Source organism: Acidobacteriota bacterium, from assembly GCA_016208495.1.
In the GTDB taxonomy this organism is placed as follows: Bacteria; Acidobacteriota; Blastocatellia; order Chloracidobacteriales; family Chloracidobacteriaceae; genus JACQXX01.
On record JACQXX010000036.1, the window covers coordinates 20,263 to 40,416 of the forward strand.

General features: G+C 50.4%; 13 protein-coding genes. 8 read left to right on the forward strand and 5 right to left on the reverse strand.

What is annotated here, in order from left to right:
• Nucleotides 1–96: 96 nt before the first annotated feature.
• The gene (locus HY774_06220) at nucleotides 97–642 is read right to left on the reverse strand and encodes a hypothetical protein (protein MBI4748065.1); all 546 of its coding nucleotides are present in this window, start codon (nucleotides 640–642) and stop codon (nucleotides 97–99) included.
• Between the two features lie 220 nt (nucleotides 643–862).
• Here HY774_06220 and HY774_06225 point away from each other — a divergent pair, with 220 nt between their 5' ends.
• The 4 genes from HY774_06225 (at nucleotide 863) to HY774_06240 (ending at nucleotide 7,924) form a co-directional block, all read left to right on the forward strand.
• Nucleotides 863–4,609 carry a protein kinase gene (locus HY774_06225; GenBank protein MBI4748066.1) on the forward strand — a complete coding sequence of 1,249 codons (3,747 nt, stop codon included), beginning with the start codon at nucleotides 863–865 and terminating at the stop codon, nucleotides 4,607–4,609.
• A gap of 202 nt (nucleotides 4,610–4,811) precedes the next feature.
• Nucleotides 4,812–5,414 carry a hypothetical protein gene (locus tag HY774_06230; protein MBI4748067.1) on the forward strand — a complete coding sequence of 201 codons (603 nt, stop codon included), beginning with the start codon at nucleotides 4,812–4,814 and terminating at the stop codon, nucleotides 5,412–5,414.
• 276 nt (nucleotides 5,415–5,690) lie between these two features.
• Nucleotides 5,691–6,590: a hypothetical protein gene (locus HY774_06235; GenBank protein ID MBI4748068.1), complete on the forward strand. Its 900-nt coding sequence runs from the start codon at nucleotides 5,691–5,693 to the stop codon at nucleotides 6,588–6,590.
• Between the two features lie 272 nt (nucleotides 6,591–6,862).
• Nucleotides 6,863–7,924, forward strand: a complete 1,062-nt coding sequence (locus HY774_06240) for an ADP-ribosylglycohydrolase family protein (GenBank protein ID MBI4748069.1) — start codon at nucleotides 6,863–6,865, stop codon at nucleotides 7,922–7,924.
• Nucleotides 7,925–8,132: 208 nt separating this feature from the next.
• Here the strand turns inward: HY774_06240 and HY774_06245 are convergent, their stop codons facing one another.
• Together HY774_06245 and HY774_06250 are read right to left on the reverse strand one after the other, a co-directional pair.
• Nucleotides 8,133–8,984, reverse strand: a complete 852-nt coding sequence (locus tag HY774_06245; GenBank protein MBI4748070.1) for a ParB N-terminal domain-containing protein — start codon at nucleotides 8,982–8,984, stop codon at nucleotides 8,133–8,135.
• Entirely contained in the window at nucleotides 8,974–9,738 is a 765-nt protein-coding gene (locus HY774_06250; GenBank protein ID MBI4748071.1) for a ParA family protein, read from the reverse strand. The genes HY774_06245 and HY774_06250 overlap by 11 nt, the downstream gene beginning before the upstream one ends.
• A gap of 235 nt (nucleotides 9,739–9,973) precedes the next feature.
• Here HY774_06250 and HY774_06255 point away from each other — a divergent pair, with 235 nt between their 5' ends.
• Nucleotides 9,974–11,347 (forward strand): PQQ-binding-like beta-propeller repeat protein, encoded by a 1,374-nt coding sequence (locus tag HY774_06255; GenBank protein ID MBI4748072.1) that lies wholly within the window; start codon nucleotides 9,974–9,976, stop codon nucleotides 11,345–11,347.
• Nucleotides 11,348–12,268: 921 nt separating this feature from the next.
• Here the strand turns inward: HY774_06255 and HY774_06260 are convergent.
• The gene (locus HY774_06260) at nucleotides 12,269–13,189 is read right to left on the reverse strand and encodes a nuclear transport factor 2 family protein (protein ID MBI4748073.1); all 921 of its coding nucleotides are present in this window, start codon (nucleotides 13,187–13,189) and stop codon (nucleotides 12,269–12,271) included.
• 183 nt (nucleotides 13,190–13,372) lie between these two features.
• On the opposite strand from HY774_06260, the gene HY774_06265 reads away from it, so the two are divergent.
• The 3 genes from HY774_06265 (at nucleotide 13,373) to HY774_06275 (ending at nucleotide 17,692) form a co-directional block, all read left to right on the forward strand.
• Complete coding sequence (locus tag HY774_06265) at nucleotides 13,373–14,365, forward strand: HAMP domain-containing histidine kinase (protein ID MBI4748074.1); 993 nt, start codon at nucleotides 13,373–13,375, stop codon at nucleotides 14,363–14,365.
• A gap of 191 nt (nucleotides 14,366–14,556) precedes the next feature.
• Entirely contained in the window at nucleotides 14,557–16,848 is a 2,292-nt protein-coding gene (locus tag HY774_06270; GenBank protein MBI4748075.1) for an ATP-dependent Clp protease ATP-binding subunit, read from the forward strand.
• Nucleotides 16,849–16,885: 37 nt separating this feature from the next.
• Nucleotides 16,886–17,692 carry a glutaminyl-peptide cyclotransferase gene (locus tag HY774_06275; protein MBI4748076.1) on the forward strand — a complete coding sequence of 269 codons (807 nt, stop codon included), beginning with the start codon at nucleotides 16,886–16,888 and terminating at the stop codon, nucleotides 17,690–17,692.
• Between the two features lie 179 nt (nucleotides 17,693–17,871).
• Here the strand turns inward: HY774_06275 and htpG are convergent, their stop codons facing one another.
• Complete coding sequence (gene htpG, locus HY774_06280) at nucleotides 17,872–19,764, reverse strand: molecular chaperone HtpG (protein MBI4748077.1); 1,893 nt, start codon at nucleotides 19,762–19,764, stop codon at nucleotides 17,872–17,874.
• Nucleotides 19,765–20,154 lie beyond the last annotated feature (390 nt).

Genomic DNA, 20,154 nt, shown 5'->3' on the forward strand with positions numbered 1-20,154 from the left:
GAACTTATTTTTTAACGCTCCCTTAGTGTTTGATTTTTTTCGTGTTTTTCGTGGTTAAAAATGTCTTGGAATTTTCGGTAAGGTACTTAACTGGCATTAGTATGGCCGAAATCCTTTGAAGAGCAGTGCTTTTCGAATCTCTCTGAGCTTTTTGGTATTCCGGGCTGAAACCATAACTTCATTGTGATGGGACACTTCAAAGAAGGCATCCCCGCCTTGTGGAATAACTATCACGTCTTCCCAGACCGTGTGCCCAAACATCAGCGAATCATAGCATATCGAAATAATATGGGCCGTTTCCGTTGAATCGGCTTCAAGAACATCATCACACTTTGCCGGTAGGCCAAGCCATGCGTGATGAAGCGACCTGATTTTGTCTTCAAGGTCCATTTGAGGCGAAAGTTCAGTGAACCAGTATCCGTGTCCTTTATAAAGCCAGCAGGTTTCCCAGGGGCCAACGGCCTGGAGCAAACAATCCAAAAATGACAAAACCCGACCTGGGTTAGCTGGACGTGGCCAGGGTTTCCAAACGCTAGAGACAGATCGAAAATGAATCGATTGAGAGTTGGGAAACTGTTCATTCAAACCAATATCTGATTGAGCAGCTTTAAGAAAGAATTCCTCGCGACGTAATCGGTGCATATTGCTCTCGGCTTGGGCTTGAACTTGAATTGAACCTGGCATGCAAGCGACCTGGGGCATAAGCTGTAAAGAAAACCGAGTCAAGCTAGCGCACGCTGAAAAGCGGCGTCAAGTGGGCCGCACTCCAAGCTTTCTTGGCGGAAGCGGCGTTTTCCGCGTAGACTGACCTTCACTTCGATTCCGCAGAACCATTTCTCCTTTTTCATAAGAATCGAGTTCTATGCTTATCTGCCCTGGAAGCCGTCACCTTCGTCTGTTCTGGCTGCGCGTTATGTGCGCCTGCGCGTTGGTGTTGTTTTGGCTGGGTATGAATGGGCTGGTGGTGGGACAGACAGCGGTTCCGCTTGTTGACCAAACCAGCGAAACTGACGTGGTGACAGCGGGGAGGCTGACTTTTCGGGCCTATAATGAAAAGGATGGACTCCCACAAAATGCCATTGAGGGGATGGGCTTTGACCAGAATGGATACCTGTGGGTGGGAACCCAGGATGGTGCTGCTCGCTACAATGGACGTGACTGGACGGTGGTCAATCTGCCTGAACGCACGACGTCAAATTTTATCCGTTCTCTGCTGGTTGCCAGTGATGGCAGCCTCTGGTTTGGTCGCCAGGACGGAGGGCTTGCCCAACTGGCCCATGGGAAATGGACCAGTTTTACCATTCAAAATGGCTTGCCGGCCAATCGTGTGAACTGTCTGGCTGAAACCCGTTCCAATGATGGAACCCCGACCATCTGGGCTGATACAGGCGGCGGTGGACTGGCTGTATTCACCGCTGGAAGGTGGGCTTCGGTTGACCAACCCCATCACCTCTCGCAAAAAACCATCACCTGTCTCACTGTTTTGAAGTCACCTGAAGGCGAATCACTTTGGGTGGGGACGGGGAGCGGTTTATCACAACTGACTGCCGGGCACTGGACGACGATTGATTTGACGGGTGTTTTTTCAACACCCAATATCTCCAGTTTGTATTCCGGGGTTGGTTTTGATGGGAAGCCTGCGGTTTGGGTCGGGTCTGATTCAGGTGAACTTGGGGTGATTCAAGTTGGCCGTCTGACCAGAGTTGGTGTTCCTCCTCAATTTGCGACGCTTCCGATTTCAACCATTGCCCAAACAAAATCTCCTGATGGAAGGCTGTCGCTGTGGGTGGGTGTTGGAGATGCCGGGTTATTTCGGCTGCAGGATGGACGCTGGACCGGGTTTGACATCGGAGATGGGCTCCCTGGAAATACGATCAAGTCGCTTTTACCCGAGGAAAGCCCGACTGGAACCCGCCGGTTGTGGATTGGGACTGACGGCGCCGGTCTTGCCCGGCTCGAACTCAATCAGTGGGTCACCTTCAATACCGCTGCCGGGTTGCCGGTCAATATGGTGTTCAGCCTGATGGTGACCAAAAATCTGAATGGCGTTGAAACGCTCTGGGCTGGCACCAATGGCAAAGGCATTGCCTGTGTCCAACCGGGAAAAGTGACAATTTATGACGAAACCTCCGGCCTACCAAACGCAACCGCTTTTGCCCTGCTGGAAACCACCCGGATTGAAAACAAACGAATCATCTGGGCTGGCATGCGTGGCGGTGGTATTGCCCGACTGGTGAATGACCGCTGGCAGCCGGAATCATCGGATTTCGGCCTGGAAACCGCGACCGTTCGGCGGATGATCGAAACCGTTGACGAAGACGGCACGCCTGAAATTTGGGCGGCGACGGGATCGCATGGTCTGGTTCGGTACCGAAATGGGAAATGGACCGCCATTACCACCCATGATGGGCTGCCGACCAACCGGTTGTTCACCGTGGTGGAAGCCGTCAACTCCGCTGGTGAACGCCAGCTCTGGGTTGGCACTGAAGGTGGCGGACTGGCTTGCCGGGCCAAAGATGGATCCTGGAAGGTGTGGAACCAGGCTTCCGGCTTGCCAAACAACAGCATTCTGTCGCTTTTGGTTGGTAAAGGACCTGATGGAACGCCGACGCTCTGGGCGGGAACAGAAGGCGGTGGGGTTGTCCGATTCCCCTTGACGCCGGGAAATCAAATGTTTTCAGTCTTTTCAGAGCAGTCACAGCCCGCCCTGCCAAACAACACGATTTACCAGGTTCAATCTGACGCAAAGGGCCGGATGTACCTGTTTACCAATAAAGGTGTGGCCCGGTTATCGCCTCGAACCCCAACCCTTGATAATCCAGCCGAATTTGACGTCTACACGTTTTCAATTGAGGATGGGCTTCCAAATAATGAGTTTAACGGTGGAGCTTCGTGCACTGACACCAGAGGCCGAATTTGGGGTGGCTCGATTGGCGGCGCCGTGGTGTATGACCCGGACCGCGAAGTTCCCGAAGTCACCACAAAACCATTGAAACTGGAACGATTTCTGATCAACGGTGAACCTATCGAACTCAAAGCGACTGGAGATGCCGCCTATTTCACCTTGGAGCGGGCACTCCGCTATGATGAAAACAATGTGCTGGTGGAATTTTCGCTGTTGAGTTTTTTTCGGGAAAAAAACACGACGTACCAGATCCGGCTCGATGGGTTTGATCACACCAAACCCCAATGGATGACAGATTTTAAAAAGGAATACACCAATCTCCCGGCTGGAACCTTCACGCTGAGCGTGTGGGGGCGGGATGCTGGTGGCAACCTCTCTGGACCGCTGGTGGTGTCTTTCAGGGTCAAACCGGCACCCTGGCTGACATGGTGGGCGTTTCTCGGGTATGGACTGGTTGGCGGGAGCGGAATCTGGTTTGGTGCGCGCTGGCGAATGCGTGCCCTCGAACAACGCAACCTGGTGCTCGAATCCAAAATTGCCGAGCGAACCGCTGACCTGGCTCAGGCGGTCAAAGAAACCGAACGGAAAAACGAACTCCTCGCCGCCGCCAAAGATCAGGTCGAACGCAAAAACCAGGAGCTTGATCGAAAAGTCGCGGAATTGATGGCTTCGCAGCAGCAGGCTGACCGAATCTTTTCAGCCCTGGCTGAAGCCCTGCCGGGAACCGTGCTCGACGGAAAATATCGGTTGGAAGAAAAAATTGGGTCTGGCGGGTTTGGAACAGTTTTTCGGGGCATCCATCTGGCACTTGACCGTCCGGTTGCCGTCAAGGTGTTTCGGCCACGACCCGGAAACGACACGCCCGAGGCCGTCGAACGGTTTCGCCGCGAAGGCGTTTCGGCCACACGGGTCAACCACCCAAATGCCATCCAGGTGCTCGACTGGGGAATTTCAACCGAAGGAATTGCCTTTCTGGTGATGGAACTGTTGCAAGGCTATACCCTGGCGACGGAACTGAAATTCAAAAAACGCCTGTCCTTAAACCGAATCAAGGAAATACTCCAGCCAATTTGCTCCGCACTGGCTGAAGCACACTCAGTGGGAATTATCCATCGGGACATTAAGCCTGAAAACATTTTTATTCATCGAACCCGCGACGGCGAAGTCGTGAAAGTCGTGGATTTTGGGTTGGCCAAATTTCGAGAAGAGGAAGCCGGCGACCGACTCAACACGGGGTTGACGGCGGCTGGCATCATCATCGGAACCCCAACCTATATGTCGCCCGAACGGTTGGAAGGGCTTGACTACGATGGCCGGTCAGATGTGTATAGCGTCGGGGTCATGCTGTATGAAATGGTGAGTGGGTGTCTGCCGTTTCAACCTTCATCGCGGGGTGTGATTGATGTTATTTTGCGCCAAATCAAAGAATTGCCCTCGCCGCCACGCCAGATCAATCCTGATTTACCAGAAAGTGTGGAGCAGGTCATTTTACGGGCACTCGAAAAAAATCCTGAGCTTCGCCCCTCCATTACCGAACTGGAAGAGTCATTTTTGGCGGCGATTGAAGGGCTTTCTGACACCATACTGGAATCTGGACCAGTCCACCTGGTGCAACCCTGGAACATTGGGTTGGACGTCACGATTGAAGACAGTCTCAGCAATATGACCACAGACATTGTGCCGCCTTCGAAAGAAACGCTTTAAAGCGCCGGTTCAGAGGAGCGTTGCTGGCTAAAATCCCCGTTCCGGAAAATTTCCGGAACGGGGATTTTTGAAATCAATTTCAGTCTAAGTTATTGAAAAATTTAGCTTTCAAAGAAATTCAATTCTTTTCGTTTTGAAGTTTTCTTTTCAGTGAATTTGTAGTTCAATCTCTGACATTCATCAACAGGAGAATTAAGAAACTATGGCTCATTGTATCTCAAGGTGTGGATTGGCAGGTTGGATATCCCCAATCATTGGCCGAATTTTGCTTGGAATGCTAGTTCTGGGTGGATTCTGGATCGCCACCTCGCCGATTCTGGCTCAAAACCCGTCCCCGAAACCTTCCGGTGCTGAGTTTTTAAAAGAAATCAATCGTGATGTCTGGATTCCATTTTCAAAAGCGTACGCCACAGGTGATGCGGAAGCCTACCTGAATTTACATTCCAAGGATTTGATTCGAGGCCAGGGAAACAGCCGGGAAGTGTTGAATTTGACGCAATATGGCACCGGTATTCGCAATTTTTTCAAGAAGGTCAAAACTGACGGTGGAAAACTGGGAATCAGTTTCCGGTTTCAGGAGCGGATTGCCAATGCTGAATTTGGATCTGAGCGAGGGTTCTTTGAGTTCAGCTTTACAAATGCCAAAGGCGAGACGCGCAAGGCATACGGCAAGTTTCATGTCTTTCTGCGCAAGGAAAGCGGCACCTGGAAAATCCTGGTGGATTACGATTCCAACGAACAAAACACGATTACCGAAGCCACCTTCAATGCGGGAACGGCCCTGGATGATGTGGCAAAATATTGATCCACTGATATGAACCTGGATTTTTGTTCAAGCCTTCGCGGTTATTTCAGCGAAGGCTTTTTCATTGCTGGTTGATGTGGTTTTCCCGTTCCGGAAATTTTCCGGAACGGGAAAATTGAAAGCGGCAATACCAGGAATCAAAGCCGTATTTGCTTATAAATCAATTTGTTGACGACGAATTGCTACGAAGGTGAGCCATTTTCAATATTGCAATTCCAGTTGAAAGGCAGGATAGTTGGGGGAGCTTCATTTCATCTCTTTTCGACTGAGGTTGGTATGGTATTTTCCCGAAAGCTCGGTCTTTTGACCTTGATGTTGATTTTGACTGGATCGTTCTCGGTTAGTTCCCTGGCTGTCCAGACAAAAGGCCAGAAATCGGTTTTGTTCTGCGTCCAGAGATATGAAGATGGAAACACGGCGATGGAACCGATAGTTGTTCTTTCGGGTGGAAAATTCCTGGCTCCTCCAACCGGTATCGAAAGCACGGAAGACCTGGCCGCCCAGGATGCCGAAAGCGTCAAATTTCTCAAGAATTACTATCGAAAAGGCCAGACCTACCGGGTGGTATTTGGGACTGCCGAAGATGGAACTGTAGCCGTGATCAAGCCTCAGGAATCAGGGTGTGTATCCTTATCCGCCCAGGTTTCAGTTGCCAGCAGCGTGAAGCTCGGCGGTCGAGTCTATGCGTTGGCGACTGATCACCCGACACTCGGCGTCGGAAAAAAACGTTCACGGCGGGCACCCACCCCTGATGAACGATCTGCCGCCATTGCCGTTGCCAAAGACTTTTTGCGGGTTAAAAAAGTGCCCGCCGCACTGATGAAATTGATGCAGGTGGGAAATCTCACCGCAGTTGATTTGAACGGCGATGGAAAAGATGAGTTGGTGGGGAACTTCGAAATTGACCAATCAGACGCGACTCTTGAGGCACGCTCACTTTTCTTGATTCTCAACCCGGTCGGAGTTGAGTTCCAAATTGCCTACTCTGATTATCAAAAAGGCGGTGGCGACCTGTTTCAACGATCAATTTTTATTGACCATCTGGATCTTGATGGAGATGGCATCAGCGAAGTCATTACTCAAACGTCCTATTATGAAAGCCTGTCCTATAGCATCATCAAAAATAAAAGTGGGAAATGGGTCAATGTCTACACCGGCGGCGAAAGTGGATGCTGAACAGGTGACAAGGGACAGGGGGACAAGGTGACAAGGTGACCAGGTGACCAGGTGACCAGGTGACAAGGTGACAGGGTGACAAGGTGACAGGGTGACAAGGTGACAAGTGACAAGTGACAAGTGACAAGTGACAGGATGACAAGTGACAGAGTGACAGGATGACAAGTGACAAGGTGACAATTTCTTCAGCCCCGAGCTTGCGAGTCTTCAGCCCCAAGCCCTAAGCCCGAAGTCTTCAGCCCTGAGCCCTGGTATTTTCAAAAGGAGGCGTGATGAACCGATTGAAACAGGATTTTAGCCATTTTTCCGGATGTCTTATCGGCGGTGCGGTCGGAGATGCCCTGGGCTGGCCAGTCGAATTTCACAAACTCCATCAGATTCACGAGCGGTTTGGACCGGAAGGCATCACCGATTTTCCTGAAGAAATTGGCCAGGTGACCGATGACACGCAGATGACCCTGTTTACGGCGGAAGGGATTTTGCGCTACGTCAATGCTGAACAGGCTGAGTACCCGACTGATCTGGTTCAGGAACTGTATGTTGCTTACCTCCGATGGCTGGTCACCCAGGGAAGCCTGGTCAGTGGATCGGCTGATAAATCAATTGTTCGGGATGGATGGTTGTTTTCCATTCCTGATCTGTATCACCGGCGCGCCCCAGGGATGACCTGCCTTTCGGCCCTGGCGAGTGGAAAATGTGGCACCGTCAATCGTCTATTAAATAACAGCAAAGGATGCGGCGGAGTGATGCGGGTTGCGCCTTGTGGTCTGTATGTACGTGGAGTTCAGGCATACGAGCTTGGGTGCCGGGCAGCCGCCATTACGCATAGTCATCCATTGGGATATGTCACCGCCGGCGCATTTGCGTTGATGATTGCTGAACTCATTGATGGTGCATCACTTGAATCTGCTATTGGTCGTGGAATTGAGCAACTCTATCGTGACCCGATGCTGGTCAGTTCAGAATGTGCTCAACTCCTCGAACGAGCTGTTCGCTTTGCTCAAGAGCTTCCTGGAGACCTGAGTCGGTTGCAGGTTTTGGGTGAAGGCTGGGTTGCCGAAGAATGCCTGGCGATTGCCGTGTACGCCGCCCTTTCATTTCCAGATAGTTTTGAAAAAGCGTTGATTTTTGCTGTGAACCACGACGGAGACAGTGATAGCACTGGTGCCGTAACCGGGAACCTGCTTGGGGCATTTTTAGGGATTGATAGCATTCCGGAACCATGGGTACGACGCGTGGAATTTAAAGAAGTACTCGCGCAGGTGGCAACCGATCTGCTGCTGGCTCCAGACGATCAGGCCGGAAGATTAGAGCGCTATCCAATTTCAAAGTGAAGGATGAAGACATGAGCGTCAGGATAAGGGAACAGGATGACAGGTAACAGAATGACAAAATGACAAAGTGACAAAGTGATTTCTTTAGATCCCTTATCCTTTCGAAAACCCCGAACCCCGAACCCCGAACCCCGAACCCCGAACCCCGAACCCCGAACCCCGAACCCCGAACCCCGAACCCCGAACCCTGAACCCTGAACCCCGAACCCTATTCGTTTTCCACCAGTGATGTTTTCGCCAGTTTCAGTGCTTCTTTCAATTGTTTCGATGAAATCGGTTGTTTCGATTGGGTCAATATCACAACTTGAACAGCGGTTCCATCTTTGAGGGATGCTGTCAGGTTAAAGGCCAGTTCTCCGGCAAAAGATTGTTTCGAGGTCGTGGCTTCTTTTGGTTCGGGTGCTGGGTGCACTGCTACCTGTTTGGCCGCGGAATTGACCGAAATTTCACCCTGATCCATTGCCCGAATCAGTTCAGGCGATCCGCTGGTGACCACCTGCCTGATCTTACGCAGGGTTTTTCCAGAGACGCCCACCATCGAAGCAATTTCATCAATTGCTTCGCCTTTTTCCCGTTCCGGAAAATTTCCGGAACGGGGATTTTCAGCGCCTTTTTTCAAAGCGGCGGCTTTGCGTTCACGGGCAGCACGCTCGGCTTCGGGGAGCAAGGCTTCAGTAATGGCCGCCATTTCAAGCGGGGTAAAGCTTTTTCGGGCCACATTTTCATCGCGTTCAGCTCGCAGAATGGCTCGGGCGTCTTCGAGCGTTTCAATAATGCGTGCCGGAATGGTTTCCCGGTTGAGCGCTTTAAAGGCTGCCAGTCGTCGTTCACCAGCAACCAGTGTGTGGTCAGGTAAAACAGTGATCGGATTGAGCAGGCCAATATCCTCAATGCTTTGTTTGAGATCGGTCAGGTCGCCCATGTCTTTGCGAAAGCGGTCACCAATTTTGACGTCTTCAACTGGGATTGTCACCACGCGCATCGGGGGGCGATGGGCAGCCCGGTTGTTGGCAATCACGGTTTTAAGCAGTTCAGGATTGAGTGGAGATTTAACCGGCATGGCGTACCTCGTCTGCAAACACTTTGAAATCTTCGGCTACGGCATCATTTGGGCGGTACAAAATCACGGGCAAGCTCGCCGCCTGTGATTCGCCAATGCGCACTGATTTGCGAATAGTTGATTTGAAAAGGTCTTCCCCAAAAGCATTTTCAAGATTGAGCCGCACACTTTCCGACAAATTGGTGTGATCTACCCGGCAGCGAACCGCCCGCACCCGACCCAGTTCGGAGTTATAGCTCCGCACATCATCAATCAATTCAACCAGTTTGGACAGACCATAGAGGCCATAAACCCCTGGATCAACCGGGATCAAGACTTCGTGGGCTGCCACCAGGGCATTGAGGGTCAAGGTGGCGAGTGATGGTGGCGTGTCAATAATAATGAAATCAACTGGGGTGGCCAGAGTTTGCAGGGCTTTGCGGAGTCGAGTATCGGCACCGACTTTTCCCAGCAACTCAATCTCAGCCGCGGCCAGATCCAGGTTGGCACCAATGAGCTTGAGATTTGGCAGGACTTCAAGTGGAGTCAACATGGCCTTTTCCATTGGCCAGTTTTTGACCAGTACGTGATAGAGCGTCGTTTCAAGCGTGTCAGGCGTGAGGCTGAGCCCCTGGGTCAGGTTTCCCTGTGGATCAGCATCAATGAGCAATACCCGGTGGGTCGTTGCCAGTACGGCGCCCAGATTTGAGGCAATCGTGGTTTTGCCAACGCCACCTTTCTGGCTGGCAATACAAATAATTCGTGGTTGGTGCATAAGGCGATGGCTTTTTCTGCTTGTGGAGAATCCGTGTATGGTAGTCTGGGGTTTGGGTGAATTATGAATTATGAATTATGAATTATGAAGAGGCCATCCAATTGAATCTCAGATGGTTATGTGTTGCAAAATTCATCCTTCATCACTGACTGGAATTTATTGACTGGACCGGTTTATAGCACTTCTTTGCGCTCAATTGCTATTCCTAGAGCGCCTCATCATTTGGAGAACATCCATGAACCTGTATAAAAAAACCTTCATCCTGCTCTTTTTTTCACTGGTCTGGAGCTGTAGCGGCTGCAAATCGTTTGAACCACCGCCATCAGAGTTTCCTGAATCACTTCAAAAAGTTTGGCGATACCCCATCAGCAATGGTTCCGGGCCTTATTTGATTGGAAAGGGACCGCTGGTACTTGTTTTTAACAGCCTGGGAACGGCAACCGCGCTCGATGCCCGAACGGGAAAGGAACAGTGGAAGATCAAAACCCTCGACAAAGCCGCACTGTCACCCGATTTCTGGGAGGGATTGATCTTTATCACGTCATATGACGGCGGCGGAGTCAGTGCCGGGTCAAAATATAAAACGCAATGTGTTGAGGCCGAAACAGGAAAAGAACTCTGGCATTTTGACCAGTGGGAGACCTATTTCCCACTTCTGCGCAACGGCATGATCGTTGGTCAGCTCGCTGAAAAAGAGAAACACCTTCCAAATCAAGAGTTTGCCGAGCGGATTTCGGTGTGTGTCGGGCTGGATGCCAAAACGGGAAAGGAACTCTATCGCACGGAATTTAATCGTGGCGAATGGGAAAAAAACCATCCGCAGGAACGGCTTGATGCCCATATCGTCGGCGAGAATGGACAAATGTTGATGGTGAATTCAACCAAGAATGTTCCGGTGATTGATTTTGCCAGACAAAAAATTGAAACGCGCACCTTTGACTATGCGGGTGAAATACCTGAAAAGTACTGCACGATTGGAAACACATTGATTGTCATCAGCTTCACCTGGATCAAGAACAAGTACAAGGACTTTAGCGCCAAATACCGGGACCTGTATTTGCAAGCATTTGATATTGAAACCGGAAAAACGCTCTGGGCCAAAAAGAAATCCGCCAAATTTTATGATCTGGCGAAAGGGAAGCCGGGCGTGGTGCTGGTTCAGGATTGGGAAGGCGACTTGATGGCCTATGATGTTGCCACCGGGAAGGACCTCTGGCCAAAGCCGATTTTTACCGGCAGCGTCCAGCACGTTACGATGGATGACGTCGCCGAAAACACGCTCCTTGCCCGACCTGGTGAATCCAGCGAATGGTTTCTGGCATACAATGCCACCACTGGGGAAAAGCTCTGGGAGCAAAAGACAGATGACCTCAACCGAACGTTCTGGCTTTACACGCATCGTGGCGTGGCCTATCTGGAATCAACTCAGGCTGGGACACGATTTAATTCTCCGGTGACCCTCAATATCAGGTTGGCGGCCTATGACCTGAAATCTGGAAAAAAGCTCTGGCACATTCTCAACTATGATCTGGAGAATGTGGTCTGTGTTGAAGACCTGACCCTGATTGGAATGAAATCAGAAGTGTTTGCGGTGAAGGCTGGCCAATGAAGAGCGAGGAGCGAGGAGCGAGGAGTCAGACTGAGTGAGGAGCAAGTGGCATAAGCGCCAGGATAAGGATTTCAGGCCCGCAGGGTCGTTGTGTAATAGCCGTGGTGCAAAGCCCACGGTTATGGCCAGGACGGGATACAGGCCCTACCAAAACGGCGTTCAATACCAACGGAAAGGACACGGTTTTTATTATCCTGGCGCTTATGAGAGTGAGTGGCGAGGAGCGAGGAGTCAGAAAAACAGCCGGTTGAATCTTCGCAGAAGGTGATGGAATCCGTGGGGTTTACCGCATTCCGATAATTAACCAGCCTGGTTTTTCGCAATAACTCAACCATTGATATGTTTGTTTATCGTGAATTCAGAGCGGATTTGCCTAAAAAGAAGGTTCCACTCTTTTAAACCAGCCGGAACGGCTCAATTCTTCAATCAATGGACTCAGATCGCACCATTTTGAAATACTTGGGGAGTTCTTTCTCGCCGAAGCGCCAAGGGTGCGCTACTCTTGGGATGAACTTTCTGGTTCATCAATGAACCCGGTTGAATCCACGCGCTCCACGAGGTGCGTGCCTGTTAACGTCGAAATGAATAACTCCTGGAGGATCCCATGGCCAAAGGTAACAACAGCCAACGGAAAGAGACAAAGAAACCGAAAAAAGACAAACCCAAGAAAGGGTCACCAGAACCAAGGAAGGCATAGTCGGTTCGGCCACGAGTCCGGTTTGAACTTTAATTTAAAGTAGATTCCCGGTCGTGGTGATTGAGTGACCTTAGAAAATCAGACGCAAATATATTGAAACCAAAAGCCGGTGGTGTCCCAAAAAGGGAAAACCACCGGCTCTTTTCTTATTGTCCACTGGGCGGACGTCGTCACGCCAACTCGATTTTTTACACTGCGGTTGCATCACTCAAAGCGGACAATTTTCACTTTTCAGGCGGAAGCGGCAGGAAGGTTTCAAACGCCAGCTTCCAGTCTTTCCTGGTTGCGCGCCGCCAGATCCGAACATAGTACCCTTTTTCGGTTTTATCTCCGGCTTGCGGTTTGAATTCATAACTGCCGACGGTGTAACCAAAATCAGCCGCTTTTGACATGTCGGAATGCGTAATCGTCCCGGTCATTGACCCCGGATGGCCCTTCAGGTACGCGAGAATTTGATCATTGCTTACCAGCGGTGCCAGGTCATTGAGGTGAAGCCGCGATTTTGGAAGCAGCACGGCTTTATAGCTTTCTGCCCGACCTTTGGTTTGGGTGGTTTGCGTCAAGGCTGTGTCCGTTGCGAGGAGTCCTTCTTTTTCCTTCTCAGGATTGATGGATTTGACCGGGAGTTCAACGGTTTTGATCGGCGTTTGCTGATAAACAACCTCAGACAACGGGCGTTTTCCAGCCTCCGCAGACTGAACTCCGGCATCAACCACAACTTTCCAGGTGCCATCCGCCTGTTTTTTCCAGATTGAGAAAAAATAGCCGAATGACGGTTTTTGATCTTTCTGGCTGGGAACGGTGACCATAAATGGCCCGGTGTTATAGCCCAAATCTCCCGAACGTGCGATGTCACCCGTCATCGGCGTCCAATCCAGAATAAATGGAAGCGGTTTGGGGGTCGGAGGTCTTTTCTTGAGAAATTTACGGGTTAACACCGGTTGAGGGACAAAGTTAATTCCTTCATCGGTAAAAAATTCAATGAAAGCTTCGCGCATCCCATTTTCAACTGAATATTTGGCAAAAGCTTTTTCAGCCGCGACCAGTTCCTGAACCGATGATGGTTTTTCCGATTGGCGCGGCACAGCCACGACATTCAACGACAGGGCAACCACCAGCCCTAAAAAGAGCAAACAGTGTTTCATACATGTATTTCCTCAGGGAATTTGTCGGCATGGACTGGCAATTTTTCTTGAGCGCCCTACAATACCCACGCCTTTTGATTGATTCAACCGTTTCACCGCTCTCCAACCTCACTGTGGTTCATTTTTATTTCGCGTGCGCACCGTCTGTGCGCATGCCTGTTTGATCCGGGAGAACTTTTGGCCATGGCACGCGACCTCGAAGGAAGACTCAACGAACGCGAGATTTTTGAGACTGAATACCAGGTTCTGGATGAAGCCGAATCGGCATTGAAAAATGAAGAACTGTCGCGTGATGATTTGCGCAAAGCCTTCAAAACACTGGCGAAAAAGTACAAAAGTCTGCTTTCGCAAACAGTCAAAATCACCCGGATTGGGGATTCAACCCAGAGCAAATTGATCAAAATTCAAAACCAGTTGGACCAGCAAAACAGCCAGCTTGAAGCCGCCAATCTGAAATTGCGCGAGCTGGATCAAATCAAGCAAAACTTTACCGCCATGCTGGTTCACGATTTGAAATCGCCGCTCAGTGTGGTCAAAGGCACGCTCGAATTCCTGAGCATGGATGAATCGCTGGAAGAAACCGGGTATGGCGAACTCATTCGAGCCTCGGAGGGCAGCGTTCAAAAAATCCTGAATCTGATCAACGAAGTGCTTGAAGTCTACAAAAGCGAAGCTCAGGACATGAAACTGGTGCTCATACCTCAAAATCCTCAGGCGCTGCTTCGGGAATGTATTGTGGAAGCCGAAGTTTCGGGACGAGCGGCTGGCTTGACCGTTGTGCCCAATATTGTAGACGGCTTGCCGACGATTTTGATGGACGCCGGGAAATTGGGACGGGTCTTTTCAAATCTGCTTTCCAATGCCGTGAAATTTACGCCCCAAGGCGGTCACATTATCATTGAAGCGCGCACCACCATCGGTACCGGTATTGAAGCTGGATCAAAGTTCCTGACCGTCGAAATTACTGATACCGGCGAAGGTATCCCAGCCGAGGAAATTCCATTTTTGTTTGATCCATATCGCCAGGCAAAATCCAATAAAGCCAAACTTGGCGTGGGATTAGGATTGGCGATTGTGAAACGAATCGTGGCTGCCCACGGTGGAAACATTGCCGTCCGAAGCCGGCTTGGCGTCGGCACCTGTTTTGCCGTCGTGATTCCGGCTGTGAGTGAATGAAGAATGAAGAATGAAGAATGAAAAAAAGTGGTTAGTGATTAGTGGTTAGTGGTTAGTGGTTAGAAATGCGAATTGCCTAAATTTCGCCCAAAATATCACCACCTTTCCACAAGACCAGCACCGTCCAGTATGGCTAAACTATTGAAAAAATTGTTTTTCCCCGCAACCCTGAACCCTGAACCCTAATTGGTATGACTTACTACAAATACCCGGTTTTAATCTGGCAAGATTATCAAGGCATGTACACTGGCCGGTTTGTTGATCAGGAAATCGGATCGCAAATGATTGCGGCAACTGGACTTACTATAGAATCAGTACTGGTTGAATTAAAAGAACTCATCCAGTGGCAGGCATCCGAATGGCATCACAGTATTTATCCGAATTTTGAATCGGCCCAGCTCATTACGTTCCGGGTTGAAGTCAGGCCCGAACGTCAATTCAACAACCGGCGCTTCCCGGCATCTGAGACGGTGGCGATTCGGGCGACCTGTGTTTATGGCGAGCAACGGAGCGGGTTGCTGGTGGCGGCGTTGCCGATGCTTGGGATCCAGTTTTATTACTATCAGCCAGGTGAGTTGAAAAACCTGGTGCTGGCCTATGTTCAGGAATCCTTTAAAGGGGCCTCAACCCGGCAAATCGTATCGCTGTTGGATCCGAAATCAGTGCAGTTGCTTGAGTTATCAGTGAATGTCGGCAAGGTGAAGTTTGCTCAACCAAAGGCCGGAAGTCCAACCCAAACGTTGGAGATGGTGGCCGAACCACTCGGAGACCCAAAATTGCGCCGTCAGTTTGGCCGCGCCTTTGAACGTGAAACCGAAATTCACCTGCTGGTCAAAAAACTGACGGAAGAAACACCCAATCTGATTTTGCTTGGGGAGACAGGCAGTGGGAAATCCACGGTGCTGGTCGAGGCCGTTCGGCAGGCCGAACACCATCTCAAAAAAGCGGAAGCCGAAACCGATGGCTCGCGGCCTTCGCGTCGGTACTGGTTGACCAGTGGTTCACGATTGATTGCCGGCATGATGTACCTGGGGCAGTGGCAGGAACGCTGTGAAACCGTCATTGATGAAATAAACTCCATTGGTGGCGTGCTCTGTGTTGGGAATTTGCTTGAACTGGTGGAAATGGGAGGCTCTGGCCCACTCGACAGCCTTGCCACATTTTTGATGCCATTTTTGCAACGCAATGAATTGCGAATGGTGGTGGAGGCAACCCCAGCCGAACTGGATGCCTGTCGGCGGTTGCTTCCCGGACTGGTGGAGCTTTTCCAGATTGTTCGCATTGATTCCTTCACTCGCGAAAAAGCCCTGTCGGTTCTGGAGCTGTACCAGAAATCGTTGGAAAAGACCTTTGAATTGTCGGCTGAGGCTGGTGTGGCTGAAGCAACCCATCGGTTATTTGCCCGGTTTCAGCCCACGGATGGATTTCCAGGGCTGGCAACTCGTTTTTTGCATGATGTCTTTGATCGTCAAAGTCGGGCCAAAGTCCAACAAGTGACACCCGACCACGTGATTACTCAATATGTCCGCCAAACCGGATTGCCGGAAAGCTTTTTGCGGGATGAGATTCTGCTGGAGCTTTCGGTTGTGCATGAAGCCCTGCAAACCCAGGTGATTGGCCAGCCGGATGCTTGCCGACTGGCGGCCCAGGTGATTACCACTTTCAAAGCCGGGCTCAATGACCCGAACCGCCCGATTGCCGTGTTGTTATTTTGTGGACCAACCGGAGTTGGCAAAACCGAACTGGCCAAAGCGATTTCACGCTTCCTGTTTGGCAGCGGTCAGGCCGCCGAACAGCGAATGATTCGGCTTGATATGAGTGAATATAGCGGGTATGGCGCCCTCGACCGATTGTTTACCGCACCCAATGGCAAACCTGGCCAACTCATTGAACGCATTCGCCGTCAACCATTTTCAGTTGTCCTGTTTGATGAAATCGAAAAAGCCGACGAAGAGGTGTTTGACGCCTTGTTGGGTGTCTTTGACGAAGGCCGATTGACCGACCGATTTGGCCGAACGACCAGTTTTCGCAATGCCGTCATTGTCATGACCTCAAATCTGGGCGCGGATCTCTCACCGGCCATTGGCTATGGAGCACCAACGGCACCACCCTATGAAAAAGTCGCCATGTCATTTTTCCGACCGGAATTTTTTAACCGCCTGGACGCGGTGGTGCGGTTCAATGCCCTGACTCCGCCGATGGTGCTCGATATAACACGCAAGGAATTGGGCGAAATTGGGCGTCGAGAAGGATTTACCAAAGCCAGGCTCCAGCTTGCATGGTCTGCCGGATTGGTGGCACAGTGTGCTCGTGACGGGTACGATGTACGCTACGGAGCACGCCCTCTCCAGCGAACCCTGGAAGCAACCGTGGTGGCCCCGCTGGCTCGATACCTGTTGCACCATCCGAAACTTCGATCCAAAACACTTTTTCTTGATTGGTCCGCTGAAACCAGCGCGCTTACAATTCATTCTGAACCCTGATTTTTATTCAGCCAGTTTTTCAAGTTGGGAAATACTTATGCGTACCGCTGTTTTTGTCTGCTGTTTAATGCTCAGTGTCCTGGCTCTGCCGGTTTCCACCCAAAGAACGGTTGTTGCCAAAGCCATTCAATCCTCGACGATACCAACCTACGGATATGAAGTTGTCAATACATATCCCCATGACACACAAGCCTTTACCCAGGGCCTATTTTTCTTCCGCAACAAAATGTATGAGAGCACCGGACTCAACGGACGCTCCAGCCTGCGGTTTGTCGAACTCAAAACTGGAACGATTCGAAAAAAAATAGACGTCGAACCCCAGTATTTTGCCGAAGGCATGACCGTGATCGGAAATCAGATTTTCCAACTGACCTGGCTTTCAGAAAAAGGGTTTGTCTATGAGCGGAAGACGATGAAGTTGATCAAGGAATTTTCCTATACCGGGGAAGGGTGGGGATTGACCTTTGATGGAACCAGTCTGATTTTGAGCGATGGGACCAATGCCATCCGGTTTCTTGACCCGGAAACATTTGAAGTCAAACGAACCATTCATGTTTTTGCCAACAACACTCCAGGGGCGCCGCTTCGAAATCTGAACGAACTCGAATATATCGAAGGGGAAATCTTTGCCAATATCTGGCTGACCGATCAAATCGTGAGAATTGACCCGGAAACCGGTAAGATCTTAGGAATGATTGATTTGAAGAATTTGTTGACCCCGCAGGAACGGGCAAGCTCGGATGTGCTCAACGGAATTGCTTACGATACCAGGAAAAAGCGGCTGTTTGTGACGGGGAAATTCTGGCCCAAGCTGTTTGAGATCAAATTGATACCGAAGGAATGAGATGCGTGAGTAGCGAGTAGCGAGTAGCGAGTAGCGAGTAGTAAAACCCGGACACAATTTCAGTGATTGTTTTTCACTTCCATTGCTTGAAAGGAGTGAATCCCTGGATTCAGGGTTGAAAACTACTCGCTACTCGCTACTCGCTACTCGCTACTCGCTACTCGCTACTCGCTTCAAAGTTATTTATTCATCTCCAGAAACAACTGATTAAGCCGGTGGACAAACGAAGCCGGGTCGTCGAGTTGACCGCCTTCGGCCAGGAGTGCCTGATCAAACAGAATGTGTGACCAGTCGGCAAATCGGTCGCTGGAAATTTCACTCTTGAGCTTTTGCACGATGGAGAGATCCGGATTGATTTCCATAATCGGTTTAAAGCCCATTACTTTTTGACCCGAAGCTTTCAACAATCGTTCCAGATTGCTGCTGATGTCGTGGTCGTCTGAGACCAGGCAGGCCGGAGATGACGTCAACCGCCCGGTTAGCCGGACATCTTTGATTTTTTCGCCCAGCGTGTCTTTGATCTTCTGGATCACATCTTTATAGTCACCGGAGGCTTTTTCGATCTTTGCCTTTTCTTCGGGGGCTTCCAATTTACCCAGATCGAGTTCACCTTTGGCGACTGACTGCAATTGCTTGTTGTCAAACTGAGTTAAGGAAGATACCAGCCATTCGTCAACCCGGTCGGTCAGAAGCAGCACTTCAATGCCGTTTTTGCGGAAGACTTCGAGGTGTGGGCTGTTTTTGGCGGCAGCAAAGCTTTCAGCCGTGACATAGTAAATTTTGTCCTGATTGGGTTTCATCCGCGAAACATATTCAGGCAGCGTCACGGTTTGTTCTTCTGAGTCGGTATGGGTGGTTGAGAAGCGCAACAATTTGGCAATCCGTTCCTGATTGCCAAAATCTTCGCCAACGCCTTCCTTCAGCACTCGACCAAATTCCTTCCAAAACGTGGTGAATTTTTCGTCGTTGGTTTTGGCCAGGTCTTCAATCAGTCCCAGGACTTTTTTGACGGCATTGGCGCGGATGGCTTCGAGAACTTTGTTTTGCTGGAGCAATTCGCGGGAAACGTTGAGCGGCAGGTCATTGGAATCAATCACGCCACGCACAAACCGCAGGTAGCGCGGCATCATTTTTTCAGCATCATCCATAATAAACACGCGGCGAACATAGAGTTTCACTCCGTGTTTTGGATCCCGGTCCCAGAGGTCAAACGGTGCCCGATTGGGAATATAGAGCAACAACGTGTACTCCTGACGGCCTTCAACATGGATGTGAAGGTAGGTCAGCGGATTGCTGAAGTCGTGGGCGACGTGTTTGTAAAATTCGTTGTAGTCGTCTTCGGAAATCTCTGACCTGGCGCGCAACCACAGGGCCGACGCCTGATTGATGGTTTCTTCCTCGGCGTCTTTGTCGCCGGTTGGTTTCATCACGACGGGGAAGGAAATGTGGTCAGAGTATTTGCGAATGATGGAATGCAGCCGATAGTCGTTGAGAAATTCATCTTCGCCTTCCCGCAGGTGAAGTGTGACCTCGGTGCCGCGAGTTGGTTTTTCGATGGCTTCAAGCGTGTAGTCGCCTTCACCTGAAGATTCCCAGCATACGCCTTGATCGGCAGGGGTCCCGGCCCGCCGGGTGCGCAGGGTCACTTTGTCGGCCACAATAAAGGCCGAATAGAACCCAACCCCAAACTGGCCAATCAGGTTGGCGTCCTTGGCCTGGTCGCCGGTCAGCGATTCCAGAAAACGGCGGGTTCCAGATTGGGCGATAGTACCAATATTTTCAATGACTTCGGCTCGGGACATCCCAATTCCATTGTCGGAAATGGTGACCGTTCGGTTGGTCTTGTCAAAGGAAACCCGGATTTTGAATTCGCCATCGCCTTCCAGGAGCGTGCTGTCAGACAAGGCCAAAAAGCGGATTTTGTCGGCGGCATCTGACGCATTGGAAAGCAATTCGCGCAAAAAGATTTCTTTGTTGCTGTAAAGAAAGTGGGTAATGAGATTGAGAACCTGCTTGACTTCCGTTTGGAAACTCAAGGTTTCTTTGGTCGAAAGTTCCGGCTTGCTGCTCATAGTGAATCTATCTCCTTCAAGATGAAGAGTTATCAAAAAGGATATCGTTTACCATAAATCCCGCCAGTTGAAAACCTCCTCGTCCGACAAAGCTGAAAACTCCACCCTGGTGATGGGTCATTTTTTGGTCCGGCGAACCTGAACGCTAGTCAACCCTCATTCAATCGCTCGCAGAGGACAAATGGGGTAACCTGTTAAGCCGATTGATATTTTATCAAAGCCAGACCCAACACCGTCCTTCACTTGCCTGGAGGTTGATTGGCCGGTTAAACACCGCCCGGTTTGAAATTGGAGAGTTGCTTCCCCAAAGCAATATGTGTATAAAGTCAAGCAATGACTTTCGGGTCACGGCGGTTCACTCTAACCGTTGCAGCACGTGAAGGGCGACTC

Excerpts from the sequence above, each read along its gene's own strand:
- HY774_06220 (MBI4748065.1), bottom strand. The coding sequence starts at position 642 with ATGCACCGATTACGTCGCGAGGAATTCTTTCTTAAAGCTGCTCAATCA.
- HY774_06225 (MBI4748066.1), top strand. The coding sequence starts at position 863 with ATGCTTATCTGCCCTGGAAGCCGTCACCTTCGTCTGTTCTGGCTGCGC.
- HY774_06230 (MBI4748067.1), top strand. The coding sequence starts at position 4,812 with ATGGCTCATTGTATCTCAAGGTGTGGATTGGCAGGTTGGATATCCCCA.
- HY774_06235 (MBI4748068.1), top strand. The coding sequence starts at position 5,691 with ATGGTATTTTCCCGAAAGCTCGGTCTTTTGACCTTGATGTTGATTTTG.
- HY774_06240 (MBI4748069.1), top strand. The coding sequence starts at position 6,863 with ATGAACCGATTGAAACAGGATTTTAGCCATTTTTCCGGATGTCTTATC.
- HY774_06245 (MBI4748070.1), bottom strand. The coding sequence starts at position 8,984 with ATGCCGGTTAAATCTCCACTCAATCCTGAACTGCTTAAAACCGTGATT.
- HY774_06250 (MBI4748071.1), bottom strand. The coding sequence starts at position 9,738 with ATGCACCAACCACGAATTATTTGTATTGCCAGCCAGAAAGGTGGCGTT.
- HY774_06255 (MBI4748072.1), top strand. The coding sequence starts at position 9,974 with ATGAACCTGTATAAAAAAACCTTCATCCTGCTCTTTTTTTCACTGGTC.
- HY774_06260 (MBI4748073.1), bottom strand. The coding sequence starts at position 13,189 with ATGAAACACTGTTTGCTCTTTTTAGGGCTGGTGGTTGCCCTGTCGTTG.
- HY774_06265 (MBI4748074.1), top strand. The coding sequence starts at position 13,373 with ATGGCACGCGACCTCGAAGGAAGACTCAACGAACGCGAGATTTTTGAG.
- HY774_06270 (MBI4748075.1), top strand. The coding sequence starts at position 14,557 with ATGACTTACTACAAATACCCGGTTTTAATCTGGCAAGATTATCAAGGC.
- HY774_06275 (MBI4748076.1), top strand. The coding sequence starts at position 16,886 with ATGCGTACCGCTGTTTTTGTCTGCTGTTTAATGCTCAGTGTCCTGGCT.
- htpG (MBI4748077.1), bottom strand. The coding sequence starts at position 19,764 with ATGAGCAGCAAGCCGGAACTTTCGACCAAAGAAACCTTGAGTTTCCAA.